The sequence below is a fragment of the Candidatus Chromulinivorax destructor genome, from assembly GCF_003366055.1.
Classification (GTDB): domain Bacteria; phylum Babelota; class Babeliae; order Babelales; family Chromulinivoraceae; genus Chromulinivorax; species Chromulinivorax destructor.
This window is the reverse complement of the sequence record NZ_CP025544.1, coordinates 727,664-744,836: the sequence shown is the minus strand read 5'-3', so window position 1 is coordinate 744,836 and position 17,173 is coordinate 727,664. Positions and strand designations below refer to the sequence as shown.

At 34.3% G+C, this 17,173-nt stretch carries 13 protein-coding genes and 1 tRNA gene; 4 read left to right on the top strand and 10 right to left on the bottom strand.

The features are described 5' to 3' along the window. Positions 1-100: 100 nt before the first annotated feature. Positions 101-1,639 carry an Rne/Rng family ribonuclease gene (locus tag C0J27_RS03680; RefSeq protein ID WP_115585834.1) on the bottom strand — a complete coding sequence of 513 codons (1,539 nt, stop codon included), beginning with the start codon at positions 1,637-1,639 and terminating at the stop codon, positions 101-103. 392 nt (positions 1,640-2,031) lie between these two features. On the opposite strand from C0J27_RS03680, the gene C0J27_RS03675 reads away from it, so the two are divergent. Both C0J27_RS03675 and C0J27_RS03670 read left to right on the top strand, forming a co-directional pair. Then, positions 2,032-2,673: an OmpA family protein gene (locus tag C0J27_RS03675; protein WP_162801782.1), complete on the top strand. Its 642-nt coding sequence runs from the start codon at positions 2,032-2,034 to the stop codon at positions 2,671-2,673. Positions 2,674-2,802: 129 nt separating this feature from the next. Further along, a complete protein-coding gene (locus C0J27_RS03670; RefSeq protein ID WP_115585832.1) occupies positions 2,803-3,930 on the top strand; it encodes an ankyrin repeat domain-containing protein in 1,128 nt (375 codons plus the stop codon). 80 nt (positions 3,931-4,010) lie between these two features. Here the strand turns inward: C0J27_RS03670 and C0J27_RS05700 are convergent, their stop codons facing one another. The 6 genes from C0J27_RS05700 to C0J27_RS03645 form a co-directional block, all read right to left on the bottom strand. Further along, complete coding sequence (locus C0J27_RS05700) at positions 4,011-4,163, bottom strand: hypothetical protein (RefSeq protein WP_162801781.1); 153 nt, start codon at positions 4,161-4,163, stop codon at positions 4,011-4,013. 395 nt (positions 4,164-4,558) lie between these two features. Continuing rightward, complete coding sequence (gene mnmE / locus C0J27_RS03665; RefSeq protein WP_115585831.1) at positions 4,559-5,935, bottom strand: tRNA uridine-5-carboxymethylaminomethyl(34) synthesis GTPase MnmE; 1,377 nt, start codon at positions 5,933-5,935, stop codon at positions 4,559-4,561. Between the two features lie 8 nt (positions 5,936-5,943). After that, positions 5,944-6,258, bottom strand: coding sequence for a hypothetical protein (locus tag C0J27_RS03660; RefSeq protein ID WP_115585830.1), 315 nt, complete (start codon positions 6,256-6,258; stop codon positions 5,944-5,946). Continuing rightward, complete coding sequence (locus tag C0J27_RS03655) at positions 6,240-6,878, bottom strand: Jag N-terminal domain-containing protein (protein ID WP_115585829.1); 639 nt, start codon at positions 6,876-6,878, stop codon at positions 6,240-6,242. Before C0J27_RS03655 ends, C0J27_RS03660 begins: the two co-directional genes overlap by 19 nt. Positions 6,879-6,991: 113 nt before the next feature. Further along, positions 6,992-7,067, bottom strand: a tRNA-Gly gene (locus tag C0J27_RS03650). Positions 7,068-7,305: 238 nt separating this feature from the next. Further along, positions 7,306-7,752, bottom strand: a complete 447-nt coding sequence (locus C0J27_RS03645) for a DUF1653 domain-containing protein (protein WP_252120564.1) — start codon at positions 7,750-7,752, stop codon at positions 7,306-7,308. A 136-nt stretch (positions 7,753-7,888) separates the two neighbouring features. Here C0J27_RS03645 and ruvA point away from each other — a divergent pair, with 136 nt between their 5' ends. Further along, the gene (ruvA, locus tag C0J27_RS03640) at positions 7,889-8,488 is read left to right on the top strand and encodes a Holliday junction branch migration protein RuvA (RefSeq protein ID WP_115585828.1); all 600 of its coding nucleotides are present in this window, start codon (positions 7,889-7,891) and stop codon (positions 8,486-8,488) included. 108 nt (positions 8,489-8,596) lie between these two features. Then, complete coding sequence (locus C0J27_RS03635) at positions 8,597-9,886, top strand: alanine/glycine:cation symporter family protein (RefSeq protein WP_115585827.1); 1,290 nt, start codon at positions 8,597-8,599, stop codon at positions 9,884-9,886. 91 nt (positions 9,887-9,977) lie between these two features. On the opposite strand, the gene C0J27_RS03630 is transcribed toward C0J27_RS03635, so the two are convergent. The 3 genes from C0J27_RS03630 to C0J27_RS03620 all read right to left on the bottom strand — a co-directional run bounded on the left by C0J27_RS03630 (position 9,978) and on the right by C0J27_RS03620 (position 17,171). Further along, positions 9,978-10,775, bottom strand: a complete 798-nt coding sequence (locus tag C0J27_RS03630) for an ankyrin repeat domain-containing protein (RefSeq protein WP_162801780.1) — start codon at positions 10,773-10,775, stop codon at positions 9,978-9,980. A 286-nt stretch (positions 10,776-11,061) separates the two neighbouring features. Further along, positions 11,062-12,315: a GIY-YIG nuclease family protein gene (locus C0J27_RS03625; protein ID WP_115585825.1), complete on the bottom strand. Its 1,254-nt coding sequence runs from the start codon at positions 12,313-12,315 to the stop codon at positions 11,062-11,064. 104 nt (positions 12,316-12,419) lie between these two features. Continuing rightward, the gene (locus C0J27_RS03620; RefSeq protein ID WP_115585824.1) at positions 12,420-17,171 is read right to left on the bottom strand and encodes a hypothetical protein; all 4,752 of its coding nucleotides are present in this window, start codon (positions 17,169-17,171) and stop codon (positions 12,420-12,422) included. Positions 17,172-17,173: the final 2 nt, after the last annotated feature.

The following is a 17,173-nucleotide window of genomic DNA, read 5'->3' as shown; positions in this document are numbered from 1 at the left end:
GCCCTATAATTTTATGAAACGTATTTTTAGGAATCATGCTATAACATCGACTCCTGACAATACCTATAAAAACATCAGGTTAATTACTATACGAGCAATACTACTGTTTATTGATTTCAAATTGAGTTCTGAGCAAGGTTGGTTTGCTTAAAAATGTAATTTGAACACCAAATTTACCTTCTAAAGCTAAAATCGAATTAAATTCAATGCTTGAGATAAAATCAAAAATTTCTGGATTCACACTTAAAACAAGTGCCCCTTTACTCCCAAGGTGTGCTAATTTTTGATCAATTGCTCGCAACACTTCATAACTTTCTGCTCGACTTGATTTTAAATAACCAGCGCCTTTACATGCTTGGCACGATTCTGTTAATTGACGTATTAATGTCTTTCCAGAGCGTTTTCTCGTCATTTGTACAAGCCCAAATTCAGACACTGCAAGCACAACTGACTGGAATTTATCATACTCTTTTAAATGTTTTTCAAACTGCTCAACAAGTTTTTGGCGATTTTTAAGATCATTCATATCGATAAAATCGATAACAATTAACCCTCCAATATTACGAAGATGCAATTCTCGAACAATTTCACGCGCAGCTTCTAAGTTTGTTTTTAAAATTGTGTCTTCTAAATTGTTTTTACCTGTAAATCGACCTGTGTTCACATCAATTGATGTCATCGCTTCAGTTGATTCGATAATAATTGAACCACCTGATTTAAGATAAACTTTTTTACACAAAGCATTATTTACTTGTTTATCAATGTTGTATAAATCAAATAAATTTGTAGCCCCTTCATGCAAAACAACTTTATATTTAAATTCTGGAGCAACATTTTTTAAGTAGGTATAAATACGCTCTTGGTTAAGCTTGCTGTCGGTGATAATTGATTCTACCGTATGATCAAGATGATCACGAACTACACGTAAAGAAATATCAACTTCTTCATGAATTTTAGTTTTAGTTGGAGCTGTTTTATATTTTTCTACAATATTATTCCAGTCTTTCAACAAGAAATGAATATCTTTAGATACTTCACCTTCGTCTGCATTTTCAGCAGACGTTCTAATAATTGCACCCATACCTGCAGGTAAATTAGTCGTTAAGATATCACGTAAACGTTGACGCTCTTGGCTGCTACCTATTTTTTTAGAAATACCAATTCTGCCAATGTTTGGCATTAAAACAAGAAAACGACCAGGAAGTGTAAAGCATGTTGTAAGCTTTGCGCCTTTTTCACCAACTGGTTCTTTGCTCACTTGTACTAAGATCTCTTGGCCTTCTTTAAATATAGCACTAATGCTTGCTTTAGCTGCTCGTTTAAATGAAGACTGTTTTTGATCATCTTCATGCTCCATTGATTTATCATGAATAATATCAAACTGATCCGCGCCTTCAATTTTGTTGACTGCAAGGTCTCTATCAATCTCTGAGATATGTAAAAAGCCTGCTCGCTCCTGACCAATTTCAACAAAAGCTGTTTGGATACCAGGAAAAACTTTAATAACTGTGCCTTTAAAAAAAGCTTTTTCAATTACATTGTCTGTTGCAGAACTAAAGTAAATATTCTCAAGTTGATCATCACGAAGAACAGCAACTCTGCTTTCCCATGGTTCAATATTTACTAATATTTTTTTCATTGCATCCTTACTTTAATCTTAAATAACTCCTAAAATTTTTTCATATATCTTTATTGGTTTTATAAACCACATATAACAAATTTTAAAAACTTATAATTTTATTTTTTACTATATTTTTTAATTACTCATTATTTTACAAACTCAGTGTGTAAATTTTATTACCTGCCTTATTGTATAGTATAAGAACTTTTAAACACCCTTGATGTTTAAACTGAAGAATTTTTATAGAAAAGCTAGCGTAAATAATTATTACAAACTTATCTACAACCTTTTGCATCATCTTTCCATTTGTATAAATGTTTTGACAGTTTAAAAAATTATATTAGGCTATGAATAAGCTTTTACTGCCTATTTTAACTATATATTACTATTGTATCAAACTAAGGGATAAAATGAAAAAATATATCCACATTTTTTTATGTTTCATGATCATCACAACAGGTTGTGCTAAGAAACAAAATAATAAAAAAACTTCGACACAAATTTCTACAAAAAAAACTTCGATTAAAAAAAGTGCTTTTGATGAAAATTTAGAAGCATTCACTTTAGATGATGATGCTTTACATAACTTTGCACAAGAAGCAAACAGTTCATCTGAGCAAGTTGTAACAGATACAACAGTAAAAACGACTCGCAAAACAAATTCTATATTTGAGTGGGAAAGCGTTGCTGTAGACCAAAGCAAAAATGAATTTAAAACTATTTATTTTGCGTTTGATAAATATCACATAGATAAAGCACAAGAATTATCACTACAAGCTGATATTGAACATGCAAAAAAAATGATCGCATTAAACAAAACAATCGTAATTGAAGGCCATGCTTGTGATTCTGCTGGGTCAGCAATTTATAATATGACACTTTCTGAACAACGTGCTAAATTTATCGCAACTAAATTTATTGAAGCTGGCATCGACAAAGCAAACATTAAAATTGCTGCTCGAGGTCAAGAAATGCCTGCTGTAAAAGGTGGTAACAGAGCACAACAAGCTGCAAACCGACGTGTTGAAGTGTTTGCAATTGATAGCAAATAATTAAAAAAAGTATAGAATTACAAAAAAGGTAGATATTCGTATCTACCTTTTTTACTGTCTAAAATAATATATTGAAATTACGACACAAAAAATTATATAAAAAATATTTCAACAAACAAAGAACTACGCATGAAATTAAATACAATAATATCTACCCTTTTTATAATCATAAATCTTCAATGCAATATGCTTAACGCAAGTAGCTATGAAAATATAACCATAAACGCTCAAAATTATCCAACACTTGTAGAAGGCTTTGCTTTATGTGGTCGATATAATCTACAAGAATTTTTCAACGAAAAAATTAAAGCTTTCCAAGCTCTTGATAATCGAGAAAATACAATTGACACAGACCAAGATAATCAAATCAATAAAACAATGAAAATTTTTGATGCTTTAAGTCATGCAATAATACCTGCACAAGATTTAATTGTAGAAAAAATTTCAAAAAATCCTGTATTACCTTCTAAATTTTGTACGATATTATCATATGCAATTGATCATGATATTGATTTAAACTCTCAAGCTGTATCTTTTTTTGGTTCTAAATTACATCTTGATCAATTTTTTCAATATTGCATACGTACTGATTTCATGGCACCGACAGTCCAACATTGGATTCTTTCGCGTACAGAAATGGATTATAGCTCTTATTCATTTGTAGAACGTGCAATAGAACTAAATAGTTCAAAAATTCTACAATTTTTAATTAATAAAAAGTTTGATATTACGACTGTAAATGAAAGAAGATATTACATTAATGAGTATACTTCCATGGAAAATGAAAAAAAATATTATTCAAATAATCCTTTATGTTTAGCAATTTTATACAATGCTAACAACGTTATTCCTGTTTTCATAGCTGCTAAAATGCATCAAAGTCAAACAAATAATCCAATATTAATGAAAAAACTGATAGAAGGTCACAAGAGGCAATATCATCCTGCTAAGTCTTATGAAAATAACATCCCATTACATATAGCTATTGATCAAAAAAAACATATCGCACTCAAGGCATTACTTGATGCTGGAATTGATATTAATTTTAAAGATAGCAAAGGCAATACCCCTTTACACCTAGCAGCTGAAACAAGTAACCATAAAGCTATTTCAATATTGCTTAATAATGGAGCAGATCTGCATGCAACCAATAATGAAAAAAAATCTCCATGGGATATAGCAACAAATGAAGAAACTCAAAACCTACTAAAACTTCCCAATATACATCACCATACATGTCATTGTGCTATTTCGTAAAAACTAAAAATAACAAAAGTTATTGCACATTTTCATAAAAAATAGCTAAAGAAAAGGCGAATCTTAGATTCGCCTTTTCTTTAAATACACTTAATTTTAAATGATGTTGCAAAACGATCTATGTCGCGCTCTATAACAACTTTTTCAATGCTTAAAGCATATTGTGAACAAGAGATTTGTAAGCTTACTACCACTATTAAAAGTGATAATGCCATAATTTTTTTTATATTCATGATAATTTTCTATCGAAATAATAATTTGCTCTGTAAGCAAAATCTGTCCGACATAGCAAATAGCAATGCCTGGAGTATATACCTATGTTGACCTGTTTTTTTAAAAAACAAGTTATAAAAATGCATGGTGCTAAAAATGGTTATTTAGCTTTTAGAGGGAAACTGTTGCTTGAGTTGTTTTTGAAAAATATAATAGGTAATAACAAAAGAGAAAGAGGTTGAAATTGATGAAGCTGCACAGCAGAGACATCTTTTTTTTATATCTTGTGATACTATCATAATGATCCCTTTTCTTGTTACCGTGTAGTCGTATGTTAATTGAGATGTAACACTACACTGATTATATCTTGAAAGAGATCATAGAATTATTTTATGCACAATGGCAAGTAAAATAATTATTTTCCTACACAAAATTCACGAAAGATAGCATTTAGAGCATCTTCCGTAACAGTTTTACCTGTTAACTCTGAAAGTTTTGTAATTGCATCTGTCACCTGAACTACTAATAATTCATATTCAATGGTTTTATTAATTCCCTGTTGAATAGCTCCTAACTGTTGTTGTACAGCAAATAATAGATTATATTGACGCTTATTTAACAAACAAGGTGTTTGGCCAATATTCATCAACGTATCTATTTTACTGTCGATTGTCGCTCGCAATAGGTCAATGTTTTTATTTTCAATAACAGAGACTGCAATGCAATCTTCCTGCTGTAAAAATGGTAATAGTTTATTACCTTGATCAATCTTATTTTGAACAAATATAATTTTATCTGTATGCTCTTGAGCTATCGACTCATAACAAGTCAGCTCTTCTTGTGTATAATTTTGTGTTGCATCAAAAACCATTAAAATAAGATCCGATGAAGTAACTTCTTCAAACGATCTATCTATCCCAATTTTCTCAACAAAATCATCCGATTTTCGCAATCCTGCCGTATCAATAAACGTAACAAATGCACCTTGTTGGTACAAGCCTGCTTCTATCGTGTCTCGAGTTGTCCCTGCAATGTCAGTAACAATCGCTCGCTTACGATTAATCAAAGCATTAAACAATGATGACTTACCAACGTTAACGGATCCTACGAGCGCAATACGTACGCCTTGCGTCACATACTGACGTTTATCAAAGGTCTTTAAAACATCTGCTACATCGTTCATAACATTTTCTAATCGTCGATGAATTTGATCATCAAACGTCATTTCTTCATCTAAAAATTCAAAACTTGCTTCGCAGTATGCAACAATATGAATCAACTGTTTTTCGATGTGAGCAATCCATGATGAAAAGCTACCTTCAAGTTGACGTAACGATTGCTTTAACGCTTGTGAAGTTTGAGCATGAATAAGCTCATTAATTGCTTCTGCCTGAACAAGATCAACTTTATTATTTAAAACAGCTCGACGAGTAAACTCACCATTATCAGCAAGTCGCGCTCCAGCTTGTATAATAATATCGATAATTTGTTCGATTAAAAATTGATTATTGTGACAGGTAATTTCGACAACATCTTGCCCAGTAAAAGTTTTAGGACCACGCATGAGTAAAAATAATACTTGATCAACATGCTGACCAGCAGTGTCTATAACCCACCCGTAATGAATCGTATGAGAATCTTGCGTAGCAAGCTTTTTCCCGCCTGGAATATGAGCAATTGCATCAACAACTTGCACAGCATTTAAACCAGAAACTCGTAGCATTGCTATAGCGCCTGCACCAATAGCAGTAGCTTGAGCTACAATAGCCTCATCGTCTTTTAGGTAGATCATATTCAAAATTATTCTTGCGCGCCTTTATCTTCTTCATTGTTTTTTACCACAGGTTGCACTGGAGCAGGAACAGCTGAAGTTTCTTTTACTACTTTTGGTGTAATACCAGAAGTTTTACTTTGAGAACCATTAAGATTTGTAGATCGAGTAATTCCAGAAACTCCTTGATCAGCCCCAACTAAAGGACGACGTTTCATTTTTGGTATAACTCGAGGAGCTACTGCTTGCGCCGCAACGTTCTGCACTTGAGTTACAGATACTTGAGGAGCTACAACTTCTACAATTTTTTGAACAACAGGAGCTACTACCTGAGGAGCATGCACAGCTTTAGGAGCTTGTTGAGCAACTTTAGCTTGAACAGGAACATGAGGTGCTGTATTTTTTTAATCAACTGTTCTTTTGCAGGAGCTTGCTCTTGCTTAACAACTGGCTTTACTGGCAATTCTATTTTAACTTGAGTTCTATTTGTTTGCGTTTGTAATACTGGCTTTACGTGTTGTTGATTTTTAACCTGCACCGCTTGATTTTGATGTTGAGGTTTTACATCATGGTGAGCTGGACGAGGTGCTTGATGAGCTGGTTGACTTTGTTTTTGTTTTGCTTGTTGCTGATGATGAGGATGCTGCTTTTTCTTTTGCCCTAAAGAAATATTTTTATTCAACTCATTATCAATCACATTAGTTTGTGATGGAGCTTTTAATTTATCGTTATCAAATAAATTTGCATATTCTTTTTGTTTTAAGATAACAGGAAAAAGTGAATCTGATTTTTGTGCATTTTTGAAAAAAAATACAATTTTTGCTTTTTGAGCACCAAAACCTAAAAATCCAGAACTGTGTTCTTGTAAAATTCTAATGAAAAATTCTTCTGGTTTTTCTGCTTTTTGCCATGCTAACTCAATAGCTTTTGCTACTGTAGATGCTTCTACAACAACTGATTTCATTATGAAGTGTCCTTATAATAGCCCGATTGTTATAAAATATTACAATGCAAAAAAGCTTATGAGGTTAAACTATGTAAAATTAAAATAATAAAATCAAGGCATGTGTTATTTTTTGGAGTGGGAAACGGGATTCGAACCCGCGACCTTTGCCTTGGCAAGGCAACGCTCTACCAGCTGAGCTATTCCCACATAGAGAATTTTTAAATACTTAAATATAATACCATCTCTAAAAATAATGTCAACATCTACAAATCAATCTATAAGCACTTGAGAGTCATTATTATCATTCTTTATGAATATCAATTTTTATATTACCAAAAAATTTTTTGCGTGCATCTTGCTTAAATCTTGCATGTGTATTTTTTTTATGGAACAACTCTTTTACTTTAACTGTTATTTAAATCGGCACACAAATAATATGCATTATTTATTTAGTTTTCCCATAAGCTTGAGCATAAGCATCGACAACATTCGTCACAAAAGGTGTATTGTTTGATAAAGATCCAACTTTTTTAAAACGTAGAACGTTTTTACCATCAATTACGACCGATTCTTTAAACATTGCACGCGGCCTTACCCACACACTATTATCTCCAAAACCAGGTGCATGGTATAAAGCTTTATACACTACCATTTCAGACAAATCTTCACTATGATGAGCAACGGGCGCAATAATTTCGTACATGCCGCCTTTATAATGTTGATATGTATCACCTGCTTTCATATCGCAAGATTTTTTTCTTAGTACCGTCATTGCCGCATACGATTGCTGAGTTAATTTTTTTAATGGAGTACATGCTGTAATCATCGGCAAAACAGGTTGACTGAACATCAGAAAAATAAAAACAGTTACAAATATTTTGTTGATTTTCATATGATTCTTTTTAATAAAAATTAAGATATATACATATTAATTATATAGATTTTTACATACACCGCAAAAATATAGCTCGTGACATTTTTGCATTTTTTTTAATCGTATGGAACACTAAAACCAAAAAAGGCTTTTCATGATTGCAACCATATCTGGAATCATCACATCAATAACTGAACAATGTCTTGTTGTAGAACAATCTGGAATTGGATACGAACTAAGCATTGCCGCAGCAGGAAGCTTTAACCTTGAACAACAAGTAACCTTACAAACGTATCTTCATTGGAACCAAGAAGCAGGCCCTTCATTATATGGCTTTCAATCAGCATTAGAAAAAACAACTTTTTTACTTATTATTAGTTGTTCTGGCATCGGACCAAAAATAGCCCTTACGGTCTTAAATCAGATGGATCCTGCTGTCTTTTTACAAGCAATCTTAGAAGAAAATATTAAAACCTTAAGCTCAATTAGTGGCATTGGCGCTAAAAAAGCTGAACAAATGATCGTAGCTCTTAAGCATAAGGTTGCAAAATTACTCAAAGATCAGCCAAACTTAACTGAATCATCAAAATCACTTGGTGCATGGAAAGATCTTATCGATACACTTACATCGTTAAGTTATTCACCAGCAGAAATTAAATCTGCCATGAATTTTTTAAAAGAAAATAGCCTTGATAGCGCAACACCGTTAAGCCAACTTTTACGCAAAGCTCTCGCTTTTTTAGCCAAGAAATAGTTTTGTTTATTGAAAAAATATAATAATCGCGCTACCTTAAGAACTTACAACATCATAATCTGCGCAATAAAAAATAGTCAATCTGCGATAAAAACGAGGAAATAAATTATGATACCTATAACTGAAATTGTAGATATTATTCACATATCAATGACCATCTTGCTACTTTTCACAGGAATTTTTTTATCTTGCTTAATTAAGTTTCCACAGCTTAGAAATTTCAAACGATTCATCAGCATTATTTCATCTAAACAAGCAACTGAATCAACAAAAAACACCATCACTCCATTACAAGCTTTACTGACAGCCATGTCAACAAGTCTTGGTTCAGGTAACATTGTAAGCCCTCCTTTAGCTATTGCGATTGGTGGTCCAGGGGCGCTTTTTTGGATATTTACCTACGCTTTTTTTGCAGCAGTAACAAAGTTTGCAGAAGTTACTTTTTCTATCAAATACCGCAAACGAGCTGCTGACAGATCAATCATCGGTGGACCAACAACTTATTTGGAGCATGTACACCCTTTCTTGGCATACTGGTACGGAGCAACAGCTCTTGTTCTTTTTGCTGGTTGGTCAAGTTTGCAAGCTAAAACACTTGCAGAAACCTATGGTCGTTTAGGGGTATCTGAATACATTACCGGAGCGGTAACTGCTGTTTTTGTTTTTTACATGCTTATTGGCGGCGCAAAGCGCGTTGGACAATTTTCTGAAAAACTTGTCCCTGTTATGTGTGCAACATACTTAGGTGTTTCATTAATTATATTGCTACAAGACATTCCATTACTTGGTGAAATGTTCATGCTCATTATCAACAATGCATTTACTCCAACTGCTGCAACTGGTGGATTTTTAGGAGCAACAGCTCTTATGGGTATGCGTCAAGGTGTGTTTAAAGCTGCCTACGTAACTGAAGCTGGTCTTGGTACAGCAGCATTTCCTCACTCACTTGCAGATACCGAACATGCAACTGATCAAGGTATTTTAGGAATGTATTCTGTTGCTATCGATACACTATTTTGTTTAATCTCTGGATTTATTGTTTTAGTAACAGGCGTATGGACATCAGGTGTTACGAGCAATACTATTATTTTTGATGCATTTAATATTGGCCTTCCAACCGTTGGTCCAGCAATTTTAATCTTTACATTAACCCTGTTTGTTCTTGGAACCGCTATAGGAAATAGCTTTAATGGAAGCAAAAGTTTTGGTTTTTTTACCAACAATAAATACTTAAAAGTATATTATGCTTTTGTTGCCTGCATGTTGATGTTTGGTGCGATTGCTGACACAACAACATTATGGTACATGATGGAAATTATTTTACCATGCGCAGCGCTTCCAAATCTTATTGGAATTATATATTTATCAATTCTTCATCGCAAAGAATTACGAGCATAATTTTTTAAAAAACTATGTTTTCACATAAAAATAGGCGGATTAAGAATTACTCAAAACTCTTAATTCGCCTCAATTTTTTAATCACTCAATATTATAGAAAAAATTTATACCAAGAGACTATTGGATGGAACAATGATTTCATACCTTCTGTTTCTACATAAAACTCAGCATTATGACCATCTTGATCTAAAATATCTGTACGAGCACCTGAATGTAATAGACTCTTTACTGTCGCTTTATTATTACACTCTACAGCTGCATGCAAAGCTGTTTTACCACGAAAATTTTGCTGGTTAATATTTGCCCCACGTTGTACCAAACTTTCAACAACTTGTGCTGAACTATAAGCAGCTGCATAATGCAAAGGCGATGATTTTAAATTATCTACGCTATTAAAATCTGCACCTTTATCAAGTAAATATAATGCAATTTTATTATGTCGGTGATATACCGCTTTGTGTAATGCAGTAACTCCCCACATGTCTGCTTTCATATTAAGATCTGCGTCTGCTTGGGCAAGCGCAACAACAGCATGATAATGATTCCAATATACGGCCTTGAGTAACGGTGTCCATCCAAAACCACCTGAAATTGCATTAATGTCAGCGCCGCGGCTTAAGAGTAGTTTTATAACATCTACTGCACCGAACGCAGCTGCATCATGTAATGGAGTACACAATACCTCATTGCGCACATCAACATCAAAACCTTCATTCAACAATTTTTCAACTTCTTTAAGATCATTTCTTCTAACAGCTTGATGTAATAAAGTTGTTTTTTTGCCGTCAACAATTATAACCGTATCAGATTGTTTCTTTTCTTTTGCTGCAAGCGAAAACCCTAAAAATAAAAAGCCTATTACTGCTAAATTTTTTATATTTTTTTTCATGCAATTCATAGTATCATCTTTATATATAATTTTTTTTTCTATTTAAATTAATCATAACGAATTGTAGGTTCTGTAAACTAATTTTTCACTCTAAATATTTGTCCTACGCTTTCTACAAAAACTCAGAAAATTTGTTGGCCGGTGGGCTTGATGCACTATTTCCCAAACTAAAAAATCGCAAAGTGGCACCCGCAAACCATGTTTCCGGAGATGAGCGCAGCGATATCGTAGGTTTTTGTGCACATCTAAATTTGGTTCACATAGCCTAGTAAAGATCTATAGTTTTTTATGAATCAGCTGTTAATTTTTGTTTTTTGCGATGATACGAAACTGCAAAATGGTGTGCATAATCTCGAATTTGCAAGATTAAACGATCAGTTTCTTTTTGAATATCAAGAATGATAGGCTCATTACCGTTACCAAAAAATATGGTCTCTTCGCGCTTTGCAAGACTGACAATTTCTGCTGGACCAGCTAGATGCTTTGTTGCATTCAGTTGGCCTTTTCCACCATCAATAATAATTAAATCTGGATAATCTTCTGGCTTGCGATACCGACGCGTCACAATCTCTTCAAGTGCTGCGTAATCATTTTGAATAATTAATGACTTAATCATAAAATGTCGGAAATTTTTTTTATCTGGCTTGCCATCAAGAAAACGTACACATGATCCGACAATAGACTGGCTTTGCATGTGGGAAATATCAAAACAGTCAATACGATAAGGAATACGACTTAAATTCAAACGTATTTTAAGATCTGAGAGTAAATTAACATTACTTATATTTTTATCTATAGACGGCTCTTTTATATTGGTAAATTTCGTCTTTTTTAATATGGTTAACGTATCGACAATTGCTTGTAAATGATGACGATACGCAACCAGATGTTTTGATCGCTCAAAATTTAAATCCAGATTACTTTTAACAAGCTCTGATTCTAAGTAATGCAAAGCTTCTTTGTATTCATGCTGGAGTAATTGGCGTGCAATCTGAAGTCTGAATAAATAAAATTCTAGATCAAAATCTGGCTTACAACTTCCAGCGCAAATATTAATATGAAACTGTAAACAACCAGATTGAATTTTTTTACCGCAGATATTTAATTGAAATCTGTTTTTCAGGTAGCTTACAAGATGTAAGGCATCTTTTTTTGTTAAAAATGGTCCAAAGTATTCGCCTTTTTTTTTCTTAGTCCGCACAATTGAAATTGTTGGTATCGTATCTTGCGAGAAAAAAATATAGACAAACGGATTACCAGATTTCAAAAGTCTATTATAAGGTGGTTGATGCTTTTTAACCAGTTGAGCTTCTAAGAAAAGCGCCTCAATCTCGTTATTGGTAATAATATACTCAATATCAACTGCATGTCTGACAAGATCTATAGCTTTGTCATCAATACTAGAAAAATAGCTGTTGATTCTATTTTTAAGATTTTTTGCTTTTCCAATGTATAAAATGCCATTGTTAGCATCTTTAAAAAAGTAGACACCAGAATCTTTTGGGTAATATTTATCTCGGAGCGCTTTATTGTTTATCATACTGTTGATTTTAACTGTTTAGAAATAAAAAACAAATTATACAAAAAAAGGACTGTTATATAAAAACAGCCCTTTTTCTATTACATCAAGTTATAAAAAAATTATCAAAATCCAAAGTCTCCAAAGCCTCCAAAGTCAAATGAAGCTCCATCTGCTGCATCCATCTGCCGCATGTCAAAACTCCCCTCAGTATCAACCATATCAGTAGGGGCTGAAAAACCAAATTCAAATCCACCAAGAGAGGGGGAGTCATTATCAGCAAAACTGTCAAATGAGATTGTTTGAGGAACAACTACAACTGGTTTTGGTGGACAAGCTTGCTGCGTTTTTGTCACAGTAGCAACCAATGCATCATCAAACGGTCCATTATTCTTAACAAATAATGTCCATGGATCTTTTTGAGACCCTATAACAACACCTTTTGAATTATACACATCCCCATTAATCATGCTAACGACAGCATTAGGTGTTTGCGATGTATCTGCTGGAGTTGGTGATGATCCAATACTACTACAAATTCCTGCAACACAAGTAGCAAATGCTACAATATCAGTCAGTTGTTTTCCGTCTTTATCTTTAATTGGCGTACTGGTAGTTGAATATATATATTGACCCTGGAATAGATATTTTTTACCTAAAGAGCTCAACTTAATTGTCCCAAAATCAGGATTTCTCAGCGCAGCCCATGATTTCTTAGAAGCTCGTTCTCTATCAGCTTCTAATGGTGCTGTAGAAGGAGTTCTGACCTGACTATTTTGTTGAATAACTTTTAATGGTTTTACAACATCCCATTCGATCGCAGCACCAGAAAAAATAACTCCAAACGTTTTTTGATCGCACGGCGTAACATCAACCGTGTTTGTCCATATAGCAGTTGGCTTATCCTCTGTCCATAAGGAAACAGTCAGTTTGTTTTTATTCAAACTTGCACTCATATGGCAGATAGCACCATGATTAAACGAAGCTGCTGCATCAACTTGTTTTTCTAAAATCCACCCTTTACCTTCATTTTCATAAATTCCAAGTGAAGGTTTTTTATCACCAACTTCTCGCTTAAGTACAAACATTTTTGCAAGATGAGCATCGTCAAGATGAATTCCGCCGGTATTTTTAATATCTGCAAGATACTGTGGTGAATTATAATCATAATATTTACCACCAAGATACAACCCCACATGAAATTCTGTTGTTAAGTTATAAATAACACGAAATTTAATCTCAACTTGTAAAGGAGCATCAACCGCTTGATCAACAATCGAAACTGCACGTTGATTAAACCATAAGGCTTCAGATTGACTTGATGATCCATCTAATGAAGTCTTTGTGCTATCCTTATTTGTACTTTCTGAAACAAAAGGAGCTTGCGCTATTTCTTGTGCATACGGAAAGTTTTTTCTTCCCAATGTTGTTGTTAAAAAACCTTGCGAAGGATATAAATACACAAATGGTGTTGTTAAACCCCAAACTGAACCAATATCAGCAATACGAGACCCCGTAGCATCTGGCGTTAACATCTGCATATACTGCTCAGATAATGCATGCGATATCTGACTTTGAATATTATTAACCGTATTATTAAGATAGTTAGTATAATAATTTAAACTTAATGCTTGATTTGCTACTGCAGCTTGATGTTTTTTTGTTAACTCATCAAGATATACACTTTGCCCTTGGGTCATAACAACTTTATTGTTTTCTATGAATTGCCATAAATTTATAATCGATGCTTTTTCTTGGGCAAGTGTATTGATAGCAGCTTCATCTTTATTATCTCCAGCTATAATTCCAAAAACACTAAACCCAACGTTCATAAGCTGCATTCCAAGTTCCATGGCATTTTCTGAAAGAAAAGCTCCAACCTTAGCAAGAGAAGAACTTTGGCCAGCTGTAACATCACCCGATGCATCAGCTACAGCAGTTCCTGCTTCTTTTGCAGCTGTTGATGCAGCTTGTTTTCCGCCTTGCTCTGCAGCCTGTTTTCCGCCTTGCTCTGCAGCCTGTTTTCCGCCTTGCTCTGCAGCCTGTTTTCCGCCTTGCTCTACTCCAGTTTTAGCAGCATTTCCTGCAGCATTTCCTGCTGATTCAGTCAATGTAGTTGCTCCAACTTCTGCACCTCCCTCTGCCGCACCTTCAGCTGCAGCTTCTGCACTCACCATCGTAAATGCTTCTGGTCCAGCTGCACCTAAAGTTAATATTGTTAAAGCAACGGCTAAAACAACGCCCATAACAATATTAATTGTTCCTCGATGCTGTTCCATTTTTGCATCTATTTTTGCCATTTCTTGAGCTGGATTAACAGGAGCACCCATAAATGAAGCAAAATCAGCGCCAATAAACGTTATCTCGTCAACAATATCAAATATAATAGTCGTCATAGAATTTTCTACAGCTGCCATAATTTGAATTAATCCAACGACAAGATCCATTGACGAATCTACAACTAAAGAAATTCCCTTGCTTGCTGCACTCATAGTTTTTGTAACTAATGCATTTGCAGAATCAGTTGTTATTTTTATTGCTCGATTCGAGACTCCTTGCTGCCCTGTTGTTTCACCATATACAACTAAAAGACTATCCTCTAACAATGCAATTCCCGCTTCACTAAGTATCATGCCTTGAGAAAGTCCGTAATTAATAACATTGTTATAAATTACAACTCCTGTAGCAACTTCATTAATAGCTGCATCAACAATTTGATTGATCATTAAAGCTAAATCATCACCAAATTTTTTATTTTGAGTAACAATACTAAGTTCTGCACCTGCTATAAGTGCTATAGGAGCAACAACACCATCTTCAAGTACAAGGGCTGTACTTTCTACAATAGCATTTACATCATCTCCAGCTTTTTGAATGCTTTTAATCGCATCTTCATTTTGCTTTGCGCCCCAATTTTTAATTGATTTATTGCCTGTTTGCGCATACACAATATCACCAATCATTGTTGCACCAAGCCCGGCACATCCAAGAGTTATCCCTTTTAAACCATAGGTAACAACACCAAGAAAAGTAAACTTAGACAAATTTGCAATCGTATTATTAAATGCTTTATCTGTTTGTTTTAAATCTTGCAATGATGCTTTGACTTGTTGCTGACCCCAGTCAGCAGCATTTGTATGAACCCCTGCCTGATCAAGAGCAGTTCCAACAGCCATAGCTCCTGCACCCGCAGCAGCTTCTCCAACTGCTTTAGCTCCATGCTCAACCATACTTGCCGTCGAAGTTCCCACATTTTCAAAATCTTTTGCACTCATGCTGCCAACGATATCTTTTTCGGTAGCTTTTCCTGCCTGAGCTAAACCTTCGTTTGTTGTTTTAACGATATCGGTGGTTGTATTTGCTATATCTTGTGGCATAGCAGCTATTTTTGCAGCATCAGTTACAACAACATTTCCTACTGCAGTTGTTGCTTGGGAAAGCCCTTGGCCTGTTGCAACTCCAACTTGAGATACTCCAGTTCCTATTGCAACTGCTGATTGAGCAATTCCACTTCCTGCTTTTATTGCAGCATCTTGTGATGCTTGTAGAGCTTCAGCTGCAGCTCTATTTGCAGTATCTTGTGCTGCTTGCGATGCTTCAGCTGCAACCCGAGCAGCATTTTGCGCTGCTTGCATTGCTTGACTTTGTGCTGCAGCTTTTGCCGCATCATCTGATATTTTTTTCGCTTCAGCTGCAGCCTGATTTGCAGCATCTTGTGCTGCTTGCGCTGCTTCAGCTGCAACTCTATTTGCAGTATCTTGTGCTGCTTGCGCTGCTTCAGCTGCAACCCTGGCAGCATCATTGACAACACTTTCACCTGTATTGGCAATTGCATTACCCGCATCAGTTGCTGCGTGAGCAACTGAGTTTCCCGCTTTTTTCATTCCTCCAGATATACCTGTAGGATCTTTTCCTTTTTGAATAACTACATTTTGAGAATTTGCTAAACTTTTAGCTTGTTGCAAATCAACCAAATCTTTCAGGTCAAATGTTTTTGGATTAGCATCTTTTATCGTAGATTTTTTTGCGGCATTTATAGAAACCTGCTGCAAGGTAAAAATCTCATCAAGCGCTATAAAATCTGCTGGTTGATAATAATAAAAATTTGGAGAAATAGCTGAAGATGATGCTTGCTTTAAAAATGAAAGCGCATTGCTTTGAGTTAATTTATTTTGTACCGCAGATTGAATTGTTATAAGCATAAAATAACATGCGACATCCGCACTTATAGTTTTATTTTGAGCAGTCCACAAAGTTGCATCGTGCGTATATTTATAAAAATCTGTAGCTTTAAAAGCTGTTATTTTAGAAGCAAGTACGCTTTGATTGTCATTCTTCCAATCTTTAATTTGAGTAAGATATCTTTGAATCACAACGTCTTGTAAATTTTTTTCAACCCTTAACGAATCTGCAAATATTCGTAATTTTATAAAGTCATTATTATAAAAATTAAGTTCGATATTTGCTAAATATGGAAACATCTGATTATGAACCATGCTGATAGATTCTATAAAATCATGTTGATTATCATAATAATCAACCAGCATACCTTTTAAATATTTTTGCCAAATATCTGAATCTTGAATTTCTGCACTCGTAATTGGATCTTTTTTTGGACTTGTACCTCTTATCGCCATTTCAAGATAACTGTATGTTTGCTTAATATGCATAAGATCATCTGCTGGTAAATTTAAACCCGATTTGCCATAGGTTGCTTCAATATTTTTTTCATTTATTGAATGCTGGGGTATCCATGATGGAAACAAAGTAGAAGACGTTGCTTGAGTTGATGGCACCAAACTACTAGCTGAGGCTTGAAGAAGATGAGCCATTGCAATGATTATCAAAAAAAGTAATGATGGTGTTCTTTTATTCATAC

What these genes read in the sequence shown, in the direction of transcription:
- C0J27_RS03680 (WP_115585834.1), bottom strand. Translation starts at nt 1,639, where the DNA reads ATGAAAAAAATATTAGTAAATATTGAACCATGGGAAAGCAGAGTTGCT.
- C0J27_RS03675 (WP_162801782.1), top strand. Translation starts at nt 2,032, where the DNA reads ATGAAAAAATATATCCACATTTTTTTATGTTTCATGATCATCACAACA.
- C0J27_RS03670 (WP_115585832.1), top strand. Translation starts at nt 2,803, where the DNA reads ATGAAATTAAATACAATAATATCTACCCTTTTTATAATCATAAATCTT.
- C0J27_RS05700 (WP_162801781.1), bottom strand. Translation starts at nt 4,163, where the DNA reads ATGAATATAAAAAAAATTATGGCATTATCACTTTTAATAGTGGTAGTA.
- mnmE (WP_115585831.1), bottom strand. Translation starts at nt 5,935, where the DNA reads ATGATCTACCTAAAAGACGATGAGGCTATTGTAGCTCAAGCTACTGCT.
- C0J27_RS03655 (WP_115585829.1), bottom strand. Translation starts at nt 6,878, where the DNA reads ATGAAATCAGTTGTTGTAGAAGCATCTACAGTAGCAAAAGCTATTGAG.
- C0J27_RS03645 (WP_252120564.1), bottom strand. Translation starts at nt 7,752, where the DNA reads ATGAAAATCAACAAAATATTTGTAACTGTTTTTATTTTTCTGATGTTC.
- ruvA (WP_115585828.1), top strand. Translation starts at nt 7,889, where the DNA reads ATGATTGCAACCATATCTGGAATCATCACATCAATAACTGAACAATGT.
- C0J27_RS03635 (WP_115585827.1), top strand. Translation starts at nt 8,597, where the DNA reads ATGATACCTATAACTGAAATTGTAGATATTATTCACATATCAATGACC.
- C0J27_RS03630 (WP_162801780.1), bottom strand. Translation starts at nt 10,775, where the DNA reads ATGAAAAAAAATATAAAAAATTTAGCAGTAATAGGCTTTTTATTTTTA.
- C0J27_RS03625 (WP_115585825.1), bottom strand. Translation starts at nt 12,315, where the DNA reads ATGATAAACAATAAAGCGCTCCGAGATAAATATTACCCAAAAGATTCT.
- C0J27_RS03620 (WP_115585824.1), bottom strand. Translation starts at nt 17,171, where the DNA reads ATGAATAAAAGAACACCATCATTACTTTTTTTGATAATCATTGCAATG.